Source organism: Stenotrophomonas sp. STK17_22, from assembly GCF_051983905.1.
GTDB lineage: Bacteria > Pseudomonadota > Gammaproteobacteria > Xanthomonadales > Xanthomonadaceae > Stenotrophomonas > Stenotrophomonas maltophilia_A.
Window position 1 is genome coordinate 2,373,313 of the sequence record NZ_CP197010.1, and the last position, 15,797, is coordinate 2,389,109.

At 66.0% G+C, this 15,797-nt stretch carries 13 protein-coding genes; 11 read left to right on the forward strand and 2 right to left on the reverse strand.

Translation table 11 applies throughout. The annotated features are described in order from the left end of the window. Window positions 1-87: 87 nt before the first annotated feature. From ACSYS9_RS11045 to lolA, 3 genes are all read left to right on the forward strand, one after another. Window positions 88-2,448: a DNA translocase FtsK gene (locus ACSYS9_RS11045; protein WP_071227425.1), complete on the forward strand. Its 2,361-nt coding sequence runs from the start codon at window positions 88-90 to the stop codon at window positions 2,446-2,448. Window positions 2,449-2,487: 39 nt separating this feature from the next. Further along, a complete protein-coding gene (locus ACSYS9_RS11050; protein ID WP_005409602.1) occupies window positions 2,488-4,431 on the forward strand; it encodes a DUF3857 domain-containing protein in 1,944 nt (647 codons plus the stop codon). A gap of 111 nt (window positions 4,432-4,542) precedes the next feature. Further along, window positions 4,543-5,181 (forward strand): outer membrane lipoprotein chaperone LolA, encoded by a 639-nt coding sequence (gene lolA / locus ACSYS9_RS11055; RefSeq protein ID WP_071227424.1) that lies wholly within the window; start codon window positions 4,543-4,545, stop codon window positions 5,179-5,181. Between the two features lie 250 nt (window positions 5,182-5,431). On the opposite strand, the gene ACSYS9_RS11060 is transcribed toward lolA, so the two are convergent. After that, on the reverse strand, window positions 5,432-6,466 hold the full coding sequence (locus ACSYS9_RS11060; RefSeq protein ID WP_440569284.1) for a hypothetical protein: 1,035 nt from the start codon (window positions 6,464-6,466) through the stop codon (window positions 5,432-5,434). A gap of 421 nt (window positions 6,467-6,887) precedes the next feature. On the opposite strand from ACSYS9_RS11060, the gene ACSYS9_RS11065 reads away from it, so the two are divergent. Together ACSYS9_RS11065 and ACSYS9_RS11070 are read left to right on the forward strand one after the other, a co-directional pair. Continuing rightward, on the forward strand, window positions 6,888-8,165 hold the full coding sequence (locus ACSYS9_RS11065; protein ID WP_256200878.1) for a replication-associated recombination protein A: 1,278 nt from the start codon (window positions 6,888-6,890) through the stop codon (window positions 8,163-8,165). Between the two features lie 225 nt (window positions 8,166-8,390). Then, complete coding sequence (locus ACSYS9_RS11070; RefSeq protein ID WP_071227421.1) at window positions 8,391-8,780, forward strand: DUF805 domain-containing protein; 390 nt, start codon at window positions 8,391-8,393, stop codon at window positions 8,778-8,780. A 73-nt stretch (window positions 8,781-8,853) separates the two neighbouring features. Here ACSYS9_RS11070 and ACSYS9_RS11075 read toward each other — a convergent pair whose 3' ends face one another. Continuing rightward, window positions 8,854-9,228, reverse strand: a complete 375-nt coding sequence (locus ACSYS9_RS11075) for a hypothetical protein (protein ID WP_071227420.1) — start codon at window positions 9,226-9,228, stop codon at window positions 8,854-8,856. Between the two features lie 279 nt (window positions 9,229-9,507). On the opposite strand from ACSYS9_RS11075, the gene ACSYS9_RS11080 reads away from it, so the two are divergent. The 6 genes from ACSYS9_RS11080 (at window position 9,508) to ACSYS9_RS11105 (ending at window position 15,742) form a co-directional block, all read left to right on the forward strand. Further along, entirely contained in the window at window positions 9,508-10,536 is a 1,029-nt protein-coding gene (locus ACSYS9_RS11080; RefSeq protein WP_071227419.1) for an alpha/beta hydrolase, read from the forward strand. Between the two features lie 122 nt (window positions 10,537-10,658). Continuing rightward, on the forward strand, window positions 10,659-12,035 hold the full coding sequence (locus ACSYS9_RS11085; RefSeq protein WP_071227418.1) for a YncE family protein: 1,377 nt from the start codon (window positions 10,659-10,661) through the stop codon (window positions 12,033-12,035). 51 nt (window positions 12,036-12,086) lie between these two features. Then, complete coding sequence (locus ACSYS9_RS11090; protein WP_071227417.1) at window positions 12,087-13,136, forward strand: heme/hemin ABC transporter substrate-binding protein; 1,050 nt, start codon at window positions 12,087-12,089, stop codon at window positions 13,134-13,136. Further along, a complete protein-coding gene (locus ACSYS9_RS11095) occupies window positions 13,133-14,176 on the forward strand; it encodes a FecCD family ABC transporter permease (protein WP_049421974.1) in 1,044 nt (347 codons plus the stop codon). The genes ACSYS9_RS11090 and ACSYS9_RS11095 overlap by 4 nt, the downstream gene beginning before the upstream one ends. Then, window positions 14,173-14,934, forward strand: a complete 762-nt coding sequence (locus tag ACSYS9_RS11100; RefSeq protein ID WP_071227416.1) for a heme ABC transporter ATP-binding protein — start codon at window positions 14,173-14,175, stop codon at window positions 14,932-14,934. The genes ACSYS9_RS11095 and ACSYS9_RS11100 overlap by 4 nt, the downstream gene beginning before the upstream one ends. Window positions 14,935-14,998: 64 nt before the next feature. Then, window positions 14,999-15,742: a hypothetical protein gene (locus tag ACSYS9_RS11105; protein WP_071227415.1), complete on the forward strand. Its 744-nt coding sequence runs from the start codon at window positions 14,999-15,001 to the stop codon at window positions 15,740-15,742. Window positions 15,743-15,797 lie beyond the last annotated feature (55 nt).

A 15,797-nucleotide genomic window follows, 5' to 3' on the forward strand; every position in this document is an offset into this window, starting at 1 on the left:
GGCCTGCCGGACGTCGCATAACTGAAAACTGACGCCGTCTCATTTATTATCAATCACTAACAGCGCATTCCAAAGGTATGGTCTAAGGTGGCGAAGCAGGTCCCCGAACGCTCCAAGTCCGACGACAGCAAGGCGTCACGTCGCACGGCCGCGGCGGCGACGACCGACAATCCACGCCGCCAGCGTCTCTGGCGCGATCTGGGCCTGATCGCCATCGCGCCGGCCCTGCTGTACCTGGCGGCCAGTCTTTTCACCTATTCAGCGACTGATCCGGGCTGGTCGCATACCGGCAGTGTGGTCGCGCCAGTGCACAACCTGGGTGGCCGCGCCGGGGCCTGGATCGCCGACGTGCTGCTGCAGCTGTTCGGCTACGTTGCCTTCCTGCTGCCGGTGGTGCTCGGCGCGCTGGCGTGGATCGCCATGTTCGGGCTCAAGCGCGAGAGCAAGGGCGAGAACGACCTGGATCCTGCGCTGCGCCTGGTCGGCCTGGTCGGTTTCCTGATCGCCGGCACCGGCTTCCTGCACGTGCGCCTGTTCAGTGGCGACGTCTCCAGCGCCGGCGGCATCCTCGGCAAGCTGGTCGGCAATTCGCTCACGGTGGGCTTCGGCGCGCTGGGCGCCAACCTGTTCGTGCTGGTGCTGCTGCTGGCCTCGATCACGCTCGCGACCGGGCTGTCCTGGTTCACGGTGATGGAGAAGATCGGCCGCGGCGTGATGTCGCTGGCGCCGTTGCTGGAACGCAAGAAGGAAGAAGTCACCGAGTGGAAGCAGACCCGGGTGATGCGCGAGGAGCGCCAGGAAGTGCGCAAGGCCGACGCCGAGGTGCGCGCCAAGCGCGAGCCGGTGAAGATCGAGCCGCGTCCGGAGCCGGTGATCGAGAAGAGCGATCGGGCCAAGCGCGATACCCAGATTCCGATGTTCCGCGGCGTCAACGGTGATGGCTCGGACCTGCCGCCGCTGGCGCTGCTGGATGATCCCAAGCCGCAGCCGAAGGGCTACGACGAAGAGACGCTGGAGACCCTGTCGCGGCAGATCGAGTTCAAGCTGAAGGACTTCCGCATCGATGCGCAGGTGGTCGGCGCCAATCCCGGCCCGGTCATCACCCGCTTCGAGATCGAGCCGGCACCGGGCATCAAGGTCAGCCAGATCAGTTCGCTGGACAAGGACATCGCGCGCGGCTTGTCGGTGAAGTCGGTGCGCGTGGTCGACGTCATTCCGGGCAAGTCGGTGATCGGCCTGGAAATCCCCAACGTCACCCGCGAGATGATCTTCCTGTCCGAGCTGCTGCGCTCGAAGGAATATGACAAGTCGGCCAGTGTGCTGACCCTGGCGCTGGGCAAGGACATCGCTGGTCGCCCGACCGTGGCCGACCTGGCACGCATGCCGCATCTATTGGTGGCCGGTACCACCGGTTCGGGCAAGTCGGTGGCGGTCAACGCGATGGTGCTGAGCCTGTTGTTCAAGGCCTCGCCGAAAGACCTGCGGATGCTGATGATCGACCCGAAGATGCTCGAACTGAGCGTCTACCAGGGCATCCCGCACCTGCTGGCACCTGTGGTCACCGACATGAAGGAGGCCGCCAACGGCCTGCGCTGGTGCGTGGCCGAGATGGAGCGCCGCTACAAGTTGATGAGCGCAGTGGGCGTGCGCAACCTGGCTGGCTTCAACAAGAAGGTGAAGGAAGCCCAGGACGCAGGACAGCCGCTGATGGATCCGCTGTTCAAGCCGAACCCGGAGCTCGGCGAGGCACCGCGTCCGCTGGAGACGCTGCCGTTCATCGTCATCTTCATCGACGAATTCGCCGACATGATGATGATCGTCGGCAAGAAGGTGGAAGAGCTGATCGCGCGCCTGGCACAGAAGGCGCGTGCGGCCGGCATCCACCTGATCCTGGCCACGCAGCGCCCGTCGGTGGACGTGATCACCGGCCTGATCAAGGCCAACATCCCGACCCGAATCGCCTTCCAGGTCAGCTCCAAGATCGACTCGCGCACCATCCTCGACCAGTCCGGCGCGGAAACACTGCTGGGCCACGGCGACATGCTGTACCTGCCGCCGGGCACCGCGCTACCCGAGCGCGTGCATGGTGCGTTCGTATCCGACGATGAAGTGCATCGCGTGGTCGAACACCTCAAGGCGATGGGCCCGGCCGACTACGTCGACGGCGTGCTGGACGAAGTGCAGACGATGGGCGACGGCGTGGTCGTCGGTGCCACCGGCCTGCCCGAGAACAGCTCTGCCGGCGATGAGTCCGACCCGTTGTATGACGAAGCGCTGCGGGTGGTCACCGAGACCCGCCGTGCCTCGATTTCCGGCGTGCAGCGCCGGCTGAAGATCGGCTACAACCGTGCAGCGCGATTGATCGAGGCCATGGAAGCGGCCGGCGTGGTCAGTCCGCCCGAGCACAACGGCGACCGCACGGTGCTGGCACCGCCGCCGCCGAAGTAAGACCCGACGTATCCCCCACGACGTCCAAGGAACCGACGCATGCTTCACCCCGTACCAAGCGCGCTGGCACTGGCGCTGGCAGCCTTCCTGGCTGCCGGCCCGGCACTGGCAGACACCGCCACCTCCGCGCCCGCCACGGCGCCGCCTTCCACCAGCGGCGATACCGAAGCCAGCAATAATTTCAGCATTGTCCGTTACCGCGCCGACTACCAGGTGCGGCCGGATGCGGGCAATGTGCAGACCGAAACCTACGAAGTCCTGCTCAAGACCAAGGCCTCGGTCGAGCAGTTCAGCCAGGTGCGGCTGAGCTACAGCGAGAAGATGGAGACGCTGGAAGTGCTGGGCGCCTACACCATCACCGCCGACGGCCAGCGCCGCGACGTGCCGGCCGACCGCATCTACACCCAGGAAAGCTATTCCAGCGCCTCGGCGGCGATGTATGCCGACCGCAAGGTGCGGGTGATCGTGTTCCCGAACCTGGCCCCGGGCACCCGCTTGTACTATCAGGTGCGCCGCACCCAGGCCACGCCGTACTTCCCGGGCTATTTCGGCTTGTGGGAGACCTTCAATGTGTTCACCGAGTACGAGGACGCCGAAGTCACCCTGAGTGCGCCGGCCAACCTGCCGATGTTCATCGACAGCCGCGGCGTGCAGGGCAGCGATCGCCCGACGGTGAAGAACGGCCAGGCGCAGTGGCGCTGGCGCTACCAGCGTCGCGAGGCGATGCCGGCGCAGAACTGGTCGGCGGCGGGCTGGGAGTTCGGCCCGAACATCATGGCCAGTACCTATCGTGACTGGTCGCAGATGGGTCGCGCCTACCAGCTCAAGGCGGGCCCGGCGGCCGAGGTGACCCCGGCGCTGCAGGCGCTGGCTGATGAGATCACCGCGGGTATCAGCGACCGCCGCGAGCAGGCTGATGCGCTGTATCGCTGGGTTGCGCAGAACATCCGCTACGTGGCGGTGTACCTGGGCAATGGCGGGCTGGAGCCGAACAGCGCGCAGAGCATCCTCGACAACCACTATGGTGACTGCAAGGACCATGTGACGATCCTGGAGGCGCTGCTGGCAGCCAAGGGCATCGCCAGCTCGCCGGTGCTGATCGGTGCCGGCGGCGGTCCGACGCTGCCGAAGATTCCGGTGCTGGGCCGCTTCAACCACGCCATCACCTACATTCCCGAGTTTGATCTGTACCTGGATTCGACCACCGCGTGGGCGCGCTTCGGTCAGCTGCCGGAAGGTGATCTGGGTGCGCCGGTGATGCGTACCCGTGACGCCACGCTGGCGCGCACCCCGGCCAACACGCCGGAGCGTAACGCCACCTCGATGGAAGTGCGTTTCACCTTCGACGCCAACGGCAACCTGCGTGGTGAGACCATTCCGAAGCTGGGCGAGAACGCCGAGATCGGCATGCGTGCCCAGTTCTCCCAGCTCAACGCGCAGAACCGTGCGCGCGCTGAAGAGCAGATCATGGCCGCCTCCGGTTTCGATGGGCGAGGGCAGCTGCAGATCCAGGGCGTGCCGGTCGACCTGACCCGGCCGTTCGGCTACCGCATGGCGTTCCAGGCCGAGGACTACGCCGACTTCAGCGTGGCCGGCGGCATGGCCGTGCCGGACCCGCCGGGTGGCGAGTCGGTGCGTGGGCTGTACGCCACTGCCTCGGCGCCGGCCAACGAAACGCCGTTCTACTGCAATGCCAGCCTGCGCGAGGAAACCTATCGCCTGCAGTTCCCGGCCAATGCGCCGATCATCGCCATCCCGGCCAGCCAGCGTTTCGCCAATGCAGCCGGCGAGTACCGGGTGGACTGGAGTCGCGAGGGGCAGGAGGTGATCGTGCACCACCGCTTGCAGCAGAATGCAGTGCGTGGGCCAGAGGCGTTGTGCCAGCCGCAGGACTATCCGGCGTTCCGCGCGCTGTATCGCGAAGTGCGGCGTGGCTTCCGCGGCCAGGTGCTGTACGGCAAGCTGCCGGGATCCGGTGGCTGAATCGCCGATGGACGTTCAGGGCGGCATAATGTCGCCCTGATCGCCCATTCATCTTTCCCCGGGCACACTGGCAACCACCTTTCCTGGCGCCCGCGCCCACAGGATTCCCGCATGAACTTCCGCTTCCGCCGTTTCCTTGCCACCACCACCCTGGCCGTGGCCTGTGCCGCCGCCGGCAGCGCCTGGGCTGGCGCCCGCGATGACCTGAAGACCTTCACCAGCGGCCTGAAGGGCCTGGATGGCCAGTTCAGCCAGCAGGTGTTCGACAGCCGCGGCAAGGTGAAGGAATCGACCAGCGGCCGCGTGGCCCTGTCGGCGCCGCGCCTGTTCCGCTGGGAATACGTGCGCCCGCACGAGCAGTTGATCGTGGCTGACGGCAAGAAAGTCTGGATGTACGAGCCGGACCTGGAGCAGGCGACCGTGCGCGAGCAGGGCAAGGAAGAGCAGAACAGCCCGCTGACCGCGCTGATCAATCCGGCGCTGCTGGAACAGCAGTACGACGTCAGCGAAGAGGCCGCGCAGCGCGACGGCCTGCAGTGGCTGTCGCTGTCGCCGAAGCGCGAGACCGAAGCCAGCTTCCAGTACGCCGCGCTGGGCTTCAACGCCCAGGGCCTGGCCAAGATGGAAATCACCGATGCGGTTGGCCAGCGTACCGTGATCAGCTTCAGTGGCTGGAAGCGCAACCCGGGCTTCGTGGCCGGCACCTTCAGCTTCACCCCGCCGAAGGGCACCGACGTCATCGGTAACTGATCGGAGTCGCCGGGCTTGGCCCGGCGCTACCTGCTCTGGTGGGTGTCAACCGGCACCGCCTTGGTGGGTGTCAACCTTCTGCTCCGGTGGGTGTCAACCTTGGTTGACACGCTTTTGCTTGATCTGCCGGCCAGCGGCCGGCACTACCGCATTCGGCCGCCTGATCCGCCGGGCATTGCCTGGCGCTACCGCGATCCGACCTGACCCGCTTGGGTAGGTGCCAACCTTGGTCGGCACGCTTTCGGCCGGCTCATCCGTTGTCAGGGTGAACGATGACCTGCCACTCAGTGCCATCAAATCGCAGCAGGTCCCAAGGCGTCAGCACCCACAGCACGCTACCGGCGGAACTGATGTCAACGATCGTCGCATCTCTCAGCTCTTCGGGGATGCCTTCCAGCAAAGGTTCAAGTACGCCAGTTACGAGGCTGTAGACGTACAGGCCTGCATATTCAGTACCGATGTAGATCTGTTGCCCGTGTTGGCAAGCGGAGTTGAAGTTGATGTGCCCGCTTGCGTCATGCGGCAGGCGTCCAAATCCATTGGAGATATTGCCGGTAACGATAGTGCCTTCGGTGCAGACAAAGATGCAGTGGCCATCGTCGGTCCTGTAGGCGTGCAGCAGATCGGCGGTTGCAACTGGATCAGGGTGTGTCCAGTTCAAGCCGTTCCAGTGCGCAATCAGACCATCAGAGCCAATGGCGTAGAGATCAGCAACGCCCGTTCCGCAGAGGTCGTTTACGCTGGCAACATCAAGATTGGCACGCATCTGAGTGAATGCAGGGCTCTTAAGACTCTCAGTGATCTCAGCGCGCGTCCCAGCATACTTCCGGCGAAGCTCAGTCTCCCGCTCGACCGGATCGATGGGTAGCGGAACCATGCCGTCGAACTCAAACACGTGGGCAACAGACTCAACCCAGCTGTCGAAATCGAGTGAATCAAGATCGTCCTTGAGAGTTCTGTGCTCGGGCTTGGGGAAGTTGGTGGGAAGTTGCTTCCATTCGGTCTTGCTGCGGTGATAGACCATACCGTGCACGCCACAGCAGAATAGATCCTCGCCCAGTCGTCGAATTCGAGTCAAACCAACTGCGCCTGCGCCTGCGCATACGCGCTCGATCGTGGCGCCAGAGCGGGAGTAGTCTTCCAACTGTCCATGGAAATCCAGGGCAAGCACGCGACGGGGGCGACCGCCTTCTTCCTCGGGGACAAGCTGCGTGGACATGACCTGGAAGTCCTGCAGATCATGGTGGAACCACTCCTCTTTGGGGGTGCGGCCAAAGACGAACATGCGGGTGGGTGGGCCGGGATCCGGGTCGTAGTATTCGTGCCCTGGCCCAATCGCCGCAGCCAGATAGTAGATATCCGCATCGACAGCGCAGCCGGCGACGAACTCAAGGACATTGGAGTCGGGGGGCGCGCACGGGTGGTTCCTGAATGGTGGAGTTCCAGATTCTCGGTTACTGATGAGGACACACGGGCCCCGCGAAAGCATGCTCCATGTGAATCAGCGACTTACTGATGGATTCGCTGCGCCGGCTTCGGTTCATTTCCGACACATCGCGGGGCTGCCGGCCAGCGGCCGGCACTACCGGAATCGTGATCACCCGGCGCGGTACAATGAGCGTGTGGCAAGACATCGTTCAACTTCCTTCCCTGGCCCCGATCTGCTGAGCGTCGATCGGGAACATCTGCGCCCGCTGGCCGAGCGCATGCGCCCACGCACCCTCGACGAAATGGTCGGGCAGAAGCGCCTGCTGGCGCCGGACAGTGCGCTGCGTCGCGCAGTCGAATCCGGTCGCGTGCATTCGATGATCCTGTGGGGGCCGCCGGGCTGCGGCAAGACCACGCTGGCGCTGCTGCTGGCCGAGTACGCCGATGCTGAATTCCGCGCCATCTCTGCCGTGCTGTCCGGCCTGCCGGAGGTGCGCCAGGTGCTGGCCGAGGCCGCGCAGCGTTTCGCTGAAGGGCGGCGTACCGTGCTGTTCGTGGACGAAGTGCACCGCTTCAACAAGGCGCAGCAGGATGCGTTCCTGCCGCACATCGAGCGCGGCACCATCCTGTTCGTCGGTGCCACCACCGAGAACCCGTCCTTCGAGCTGAACTCGGCGCTGCTGTCGCGCTGCCGCGTGCATGTGCTGGAAGGTGTTTCGCCTACCGACATCGTCGAGGCGCTGGAGCGTGCGCTGGGTGACCGCGAACGCGGCCTGGGCGAGGAGGGTATCGAGGTCGCCCCCGAGCTGCTGCTGGAAATCGCTACCGCCGCCGACGGCGACGTGCGACGTGCGCTGACCCTGTTGGAAATCGCTGCCGAGCTGGCGGGCGGGGAGGGTGGTCGCATCACCCCGCAGACCCTGACCCAGGTGCTGGCCGACCGCACCCGTCGCTTCGACAAGGGCGGCGAGCAGTTCTACGACCAGATCTCGGCGTTGCACAAATCCGTGCGCAGCTCCAATCCGGATGCCGCGCTGTACTGGCTGACCCGCATGCTCGATGGCGGCTGCGATCCGTCCTACCTGGCGCGCCGACTGACCCGCATGGCCATCGAGGATATCGGCTTGGCCGATCCGCGCGCGCAGAGCATGGCGCTGGAAGCCTGGGACATCTACGAGCGGCTGGGCAGTCCGGAAGGCGAACTCGCGTTCGCTCAGTTGGTGCTGTACCTGGCCAGTACGGCGAAGTCGAATGCCGGCTATGCCGCCTTCAACCAGGCCAAGGCCGACGTGCGCGAGAGCGGTACCGAACAGGTGCCGCTGCACCTGCGCAATGCGCCGACCAAGCTGATGAAGGAGCTGGGCTACGGCGCCGAGTACCAGTACGACCACGACGCCGAAGGCGGCATCGCACTGGACCAGACCGGTTTCCCGGATGCGATGGGCGAGCGCGTGTATTACAACCCGGTGCCACGCGGCCTGGAAATCAAGCTGAAGGAAAAGCTGGATCGGCTGCGCGCCGAGCGCGAGGCGGCGCGGGCGGCAAAGGGTCGTTGAGCCCGCTCTTGTAGAGTCGAGCCATGCTCGACTCCGCTCTTTGACGGACTACGGGTGCCTTCTGGAACAGCAGTCGAGCATCGCTCGACTCTACGGAGGGCAATGGCAGTCGAGCATGGCTCGACTCTACAGGGGGCAATGGCAGCCGGGCGTGGTTCGTCGCAACATTGTCCAGCGCGCGTGCATTTGGCACACTGCGCGGCTTCTCTTTCAAGGATCGATGCCGTGCAGGAAATGATTCTGCCGTTGAAGCGCTACGCCCAGTTCGAGGGCCGCGCCAACCGCCGCGAGTACTGGATGTACCAGCTGTTCCTGTTCCTGGTCGCAACCGCGGTGATGCTGCTGGCCGGTGTGCTGGCGATCCTCCTGCGCAACAGTCCCGATGCACTGGCCGGCATCCTGATCGGCATGGTGGTGCTGCTGGGCGTGATGTGGCTGGCCACGATCGTGCCGCTGATTGCCGTGACCGTGCGCCGCCTGCATGACTGCAACCAGTCGGGTTGGCTGTTCCTGCTGGCCTTGGTGCCAGGCGGTGGGATCGTGATCATGATCTTCTCGCTGCTGCCGGGCACGCCGCAGGAGAATGTTTACGGTCCGGTGCCCGCGGGGCCGTGATCTTGCATGAGTCGAGCATGGCTCGACTCTATAGAGGCAAAGAGAAGAAGCCGGCGTTTCGCCGGCTTCGTCGTTATTTCAGGGTGCAATCGCCGAAGGACAGGTAGTCCGTGCCGGAGCTGAACTGCAGCGTGCAGCTGGCGGTGAAGACGGCGCCTTCTTCCAGTGCGCCCAGTTTGGCGGCCTGCTGCTCATCATCGCTGGTCAGCCGAGCCAGGACATTGCCCTGGTCATCGCCCGCTTCGATCAGCGGCTCGCCCGCCAGGTTGCTGGAAACGCCCAGTGCCACGGCGGTGAACGTCACCGTCTGGTTGAGTTGGTCCATGCTCAGCGTCGAATTGCCGGCCTCTTCAAAGGCCTGGTAGAGCGACGGCAGATCCTGCGCGGCGTGCGCGGCCAGTGGGGCGAGCAGGCCGAGGGTAAGGGCGATCAGTGCGGTGTGCTTCACGGGTTCTCACAATCATGGGATCCAATCCCATGGCGGTTGTGTGCAGATGAACGCGACCCGGATGGCGGCAAGTGCCCGCCATCCACGGCTGCGCTGGAAGCGGGGCGATCCAATGCCCCGATGGCCCGCAAAATAGGTGAATTGCCGCCCCTTGCGCAACCCGGCATGCGCGCGCGTGATACACAGCGTGACGTTCGATCGATGTGATAATCATTCGCGTTTAAGGTAGACTGCGGTCCCTTGTGAACCGGCGGCCGTGAGCCGCTTCTGCTGCCGCTGATGAAGCATTTCGTCCCGCCTTCGCGCCGTGGTCCACTGGCCCGCGGCCTGGTCGCCTTGATGATGGGTCTGCTCCTGGCCACCCCGTACGTCCATGCGCAGCAGCGCAATCCGCTGCAGAAGATCGGCCACACCGTGCTCGACGAGCCGGCGGTCAGTTATCGCTTCGAGCATTTCGTGGTGGACAGTCCCGACCAGCAACGCCGCTGGCGGGTGAACCTGGCGATTCCGGCCAAGGCCGGCAAGACGCCATCGCCGGTGCTGTACGCGCTGGATGGCAATGCCGTGGCGATGGTGCTGGATCAGCCGTTGCTGGCCGAGCTGGCGGCACGCAAGGCGCCGCCGGTACTGGTGCTGATCGGTTATGACAACGACCTGCGCATCGATTCCAAGGCGCGCACCCGCGACTACACCGCGTGGATCGACCGCGCCGACGACGAGAGCGGTACGACCCAGGCGGTCGGTGGCGGTGCTGCCGCGTTCCTGGATGTGATCGAACGCCGCATCAAGCCGGAAGTCGAGCGCCGCGCACGCATTGATACGCAGCAGCAAGCACTCTGGGGCCACTCGCTGGGTGGGTTGTTCGTGCTCAATGCGCTGTACACCCGTCCCGCCGCCTTCCAGGCCTATCTGGCGGCCAGTCCGTCGCTGTGGTGGAGCCAGGGTGCGGCGCTGGGTGATCCGGAACAGCAGTTCGTGCAGAACGTGCATGGCCAGCCAGCGAAGCTGTGGCTGATGCTGGGCGGTGCCGAGCGTGTCGGCGATCGCGGCAAGCGCGACATGAACAACCCACGCGTGGTCGCGCACCTGCGTCGTATCGGTGGGGCCACCCCGGATGCTGCCATGCAGCTGTCCGAGCGCTTGGGCAAGCTGCCGGGCATGCGCGTGCAGTACCGCGAGTTCCCCGGCCTCGGCCATGGCCCGATGCTGCCCGCGTCGTTCCACGCTGCGCTGCACGAGCTGTATGGCGTGACCGACCGCAGCGCCGGTGACGGCGCGCCCAACGGTGGTGACAACGCCGCCGAATGAATCCCTTCGCATGCCACGGCGTGCGACCCCACTACCCAGGCGAGGCTGCCGATGTGCAGCGGCCCAGGCAACCGATGAATCCCGCGTCACATGGCGCGGCCTACGTGTGCAAGGAGCCTTCCATGTCGTTCCGTCCGTCTTTCCGTCTCACTTCTCTCGCCGCTGGCCTGTTGCTGGCCGTGACCGCCACCGCACAGCCGGTGTTCGATCAGCCGGCCAACGCCACCTTCAAGGGTGAGGTCGTCTCGCGCGGTGAGAACGTGGTTCCCGGCAGCACTGCCGACGTGGTCGGTCGCGGTTTCGTGCCGGGCCAGAAAGTCAGCCTGCTGCGTGGCGACAGCGTGCTCAACACGCAGCCGCTGGTGGTCGATGCCGATGGCAACTTCAAGACCCAGCTGAGCATTCCGGCCGATGCCGTGCCTGGTACCCACCCGGTGGTGGTGCGTGCCAGCCAGCCGGCTGCAGCCACCGTGCTGAAGCTGCGCGTCTCGCCGCAGCTGCCGCTGTCCGGCCAGGCGCAGTTCGCCACCCAGTCCAACAAGCTGGTGCCGGGCCTGTACCAGTCCGCCTACAGCGCAGCCAGCAACGCGGTATTCGTGACCTCGGCCGTGGGCCGCCCACCGGTGACCCAGTCGCAGCTGCTGAAGCTGGACCCGAAGTCGCTGAAGGTGACCAAGGCGATCACCCCGGCGCAGGTGCCGGGCAGCACCAATGGTGCGGTGTACGCGGTCTACGGCGTCGGCGTGGATGACACCAACGGCAACGTGTGGGTCACCAACACCCGCCAGAACTCCATCGCGGTCTACCGCCAGAAGGACCTGTCGCTGGTCCATCAGTTCCCGGTCGATGCCGTGCCGCATGCGCGCGACGTGGTGGTTGATGGCACCCACGGCAAGGTGTTTGCCTCGGCCACGGGCGAGGACCATCTGTCGGTGTTCGACGCCAAGACCCTCAAGGAGCTGCCGGCGGTGGCGCTGGAGTCCGGCGTGGACGACGGCAAGTTCACCCCGATGAGCCTGGTGCTGGACGAGAAGGGCGGCAAGCTGTTCACCGTCAGCATCGGCACCCCGGAAGCGGCAGTGATCGACGTCGCCAGCGGCAAGGTCGAGAAGGTCATCGACCTGGGCAATTCGATCAGTGCCTCGGGCGTGGCCTTCGACGCGGCACGCAACCGCCTTTACGTGGCCTCGCAGGGCACCGACAACCTGCTGATCGTTGATGTGGCCGCCGGCAAGGTGCTGCGTGACGTGCCGGTCGGCGCCGGTGCGCTGAACGTCGCCTTCGATGATGCCTCCGGCCTGGCCTATGTGAGCAATCGCGGCGCCGGCACGGTCACCGTGGTGAATGGTGACGGCAAGGTGGTCGCCAACCTCGACGGCGGCACGCTGCCGAACCATGTCCGCGCCGATGGCAAGGGCAACGTGTTTGCGGTGAACAAGTCGCGTGGCGCCGAAGACCCGAAGGGTGACCGCATCACCCGCATCACCCCGAAGCAGTAAGTCACACGGCGGGGCGGCGTGCGCGTCGCCCCGCCAGCAAGGAGATCGAGCATGAACATCGCGTCCCGTCTGCGCCTGTGTGCGCTTCCGTTGGCTGTCTCGCTGGCACTGGCTGCCTGTGGCGGTTCATCGACGCCCTCCGATAGCGGCAAGCCGGTTGAGCCCGCCGCCGCCGCAACCGCGGCTGGCGAAGCCGCGTTGCCGGCTGGCTGGCAGCGCGTGGCTGGCACCGATATGCCGGCCGTGCGCGACCAGAAGGCAGTGCTGCCGGCCAAGGTGCATTCCGATGACGGCGCCGACGTCGAGGTGACCGATACCAGCCGCATCATTGCCGGTGGTGACGACGTGATCGCGGTGATCGAGGCGCTGGGACTGGACAAGCAGGTGTTCGCCGCGCCGACCAATACCACCACCCAGGCCGGCCTGGCTGCCCCGCACCAGTTCCTGTTCAACCGCACCACGGGCGTGGAGGGCGTGCTGAGCCTGCAGGGGTCGCTGTTCCTCGGCAACAGCCTGCGCCGCCACACCGAGCTGGCGAAGAAACTGCGTGAGGTGGGCGAACCGGCGGTGGTCATCGATGACCTGCAGCCGGCACCGGACAAGGTGCGCAAGGTCGCCGCCGCACTAGGGCTGGCCGAAGCAGGGCAGGCACTTGCCACACGGGTGCAGCGTCAGCTGGACGAGGCTGCAGCGATTGGCAAGGGCCTGGGCCATGCGCCACGACTGATCCACGTGTCGGCCACCGGCGCCGGTGGCTCACCCACCGTTGCGGGTGCCGACAGTGCGTCGGCGCAACTGATCGCACTGGCGGGCGGCATCAACATCGGTACCGAAGCGGGAGTGAAGAACTACTCGCAGCTGAGCAATGAGGGCGTGGTCGCGGCGGCACCGGAAGTGATCCTGGTGACCGAGCATGACCTGCAGCTGTTCGGCGGTGCCGAAGGCCTGTGGAAGGCGTACCCGACGCTGAAGCAGACGCCGGCCGGTCAGGCCAACCGGGTCTGGGTGATGCCGGATGTGCAGCTGAAGTACACCAGCGTGGGCTCCGGTGCCGGTGCGCTGGCGCTGGCCAAGGCCCTGGCGGCGTTGCCGAAGGCATGAGTCCGGCGGATCGGCGCCGCCGTCGCGGGCGGACGATGTTGCTGGTGGCGCTGTTCGCGCTGCTGGGGGCAGTGCTGGCGTCGTTCGCCGTGGGTCCGTTGCGGTTGCCGCCGCTGGAGGTGATGCAGGCGCTGGCGGTGAAGCTGGGCCTGCTCGATCCGCAGGCGGTCAGCAGCCGCGACCTGGCCGTGGTCTGGCAGCTGCGCATTCCGCGTGCCCTGTTGGGCGCGATGGTCGGTGCGTCGCTGGCGATGGCCGGTGCCAGCCTGCAAGGCCTGTTCGGCAATCCGCTGGCCGACCCTGGCATCGTCGGTGTCAGCCAGGGTGCTGCGCTGGGTGCGGTGGCCGCCATCGTGCTGGGTGCTGCCGGTGCGGCCGGCTGGCTGGTGCCGGTGGCCGCGTTCGCTGGCGGCGCACTGGCCATCGGCCTGACCTACGCATTGGCCCGGCCCGGCAAGGGCACGGGCAACGCCACGCTGCTGCTGGTCGGTATCGCGATGGCCGCGTTCTGCTCGGCGTTGATCGGTTTCCTTACATATATCGCCAGCGAGAGCGAGCTGCAGTCGCTGGTGTTCTGGCAGATGGGCTCGCTGGCGCGCGCCAACTGGGCCGATGTGGCGGCCGTGGTGCCGTTGTTTGCCATCGGTGTGTTCGCGCTGCAGCGGTTGGCCACGCCGCTGGACATGCTGGCGCTGGGCGAACGCCAGGCACAGCACCTCGGGCTGGATGTCACCCGCACGCGGCGTCGTCTGGTGGCGTTCAGTGCGCTGCTGGTGGGCGCAGCGGTGGCGTTTGCCGGTTCGATCAGTTTCGTCGGCCTGGTGGTGCCGCACGTAGCGCGCCTGCTGGTCGGTCCGGGCCATCGCTGGCTGCTGCCGTTGTCCGGGCTGCTCGGTGCCCTGCTGATCGTGGTGGCCGACACCGCCGCGCGCACATTGGATCCGCCGGCGGAGATTCCGCTGGGCCTGTTTTCGGCCGCACTGGGCGCACCGTTCTTCCTCTGGCTGGTGCTGCAGCAGCGCCGCAAGGCGGCCCCATGAGCGCGCTGCTGAAGCTGCACGAGGTGGTGGTGCGCCGCCAGCAGCGCGAGATCCTGCATGGCATCTCGCTGGCGTTCGAGCCGGGCACGGTGACCGCCCTGGTTGGCCCGAACGGCGCGGGCAAATCCACGCTGTTGGCGGTGGCTGCCGGTGACCTGCGTGCCGACGTGGGTGAGGTGAGCCTGCTTGGCAAGCCCTTGGCCAGCTACAAAGCGGGGCCGCTGGCACGCGAGCGCGCGGTGATGCCGCAGGAGCATGGCGTGCGCTTCGCCTTCAGCGTGGAAGAAGTGGTGGCGATGGGGCGGCTGCCGCATCCGCCGGATCCAGCCGTGGACGACGCCCAGGTGGAAGCGGCAATCGATGCCGCTGAACTGCAGGCGCTGCGCCTGCGCGAGGTGCAGCAGCTCTCGGGCGGTGAATCGGCCCGGACCACGTTCGCGCGCGTGCTGGCGCAGGACACGCCGCTGCTGCTGCTGGATGAGCCGACTGCAGCGCTGGATCTGCGCCACCAGGAACGCACGCTGCGCAGTGTGCGCGCCTGTGCCGAGGCCGGTGCGTGCGTGATCGTGGTGCTGCACGATCTGAATCTGGCCGCCGGCTATGCCGACCGCATCGTGCTGCTGGAGCAGGGCAGGGTGGCAGCCGATGGCACGCCGTTGCAGGTGCTCACCGAAGACAACCTGCAGCGGGTCTACCAGCAGGACGTGGTGGTGCTGGAGCACCCACGGCGCGGCGTGCCGCTGGTGGTTGTGACCTGAGCGTCCAGTCGTTCTGCGCGGCCACGTATCATGTGCAGTTCGTTTTCTTCAATGGACTGATGTGATGATCTGTTTCTTCCCGCGCGGCGCACTCTTTGCTGCAATGACTGCGGTTGCCGGCGTGGTGAGTGCTGCACCGGCAACCTCCATTTCCCTGATGGATGCGACCGAGCAGGCTTCGCTGATCGAGAGCCGCCATTCCTCCGGCGAGGGCGCTGCGGTGTCGTCGATGAGCACCAGGTACTACGCCAGTGACGAAATGCATTTCAGCTGGGACGGTCAGCAGGTCCTGACGTTGTGCGAGGGTGCGGTGTATCTGAGGTTTCCCGAGGGCAAGGCGGTGGTGTTGACCGCAGAGCAGCGTCAGATGTTCGCTTACCAGGCCATGATGTCCAGTCTTGGAGCAATCGCTGCCGTCGGTGCCGCATCGGGCGAATCCCTGAAGGTGGCGGCTGATGGCAGCGAGACCCGCAGCGCGGGAGAGAGTCCATGGGCCTATGGGGTGGAGCGCTTTGAGGTGACCACCCAGCGCATGCCGGATGGCGCGGTGCGCGTGCATTCCCGCAAGACCGAGATCGTGAACACGACGCCCCCGGAGCGCCCGGACGATATGTTCAGCACCGAAGACGATCAGGCGGCGCGTCTGTCCGAGTTGGCGCCGGTGGGCAGCTGGACCGAGGTGGTTGTCCATGAGGGGCCACGACTGCCACACATGGACCCGGCGACGTCGCTGAAGGGGTGGATCTCGATGGGGGATGACCAGGCGGCGACGGTGGGTGAGGCGCGCAAGCTGCACGGCTGCAAGTAGGACATGGCGGGGGTCAGAGCCCTTTGCTTTGGGCAAAGGGAGCCGACCCCGATGT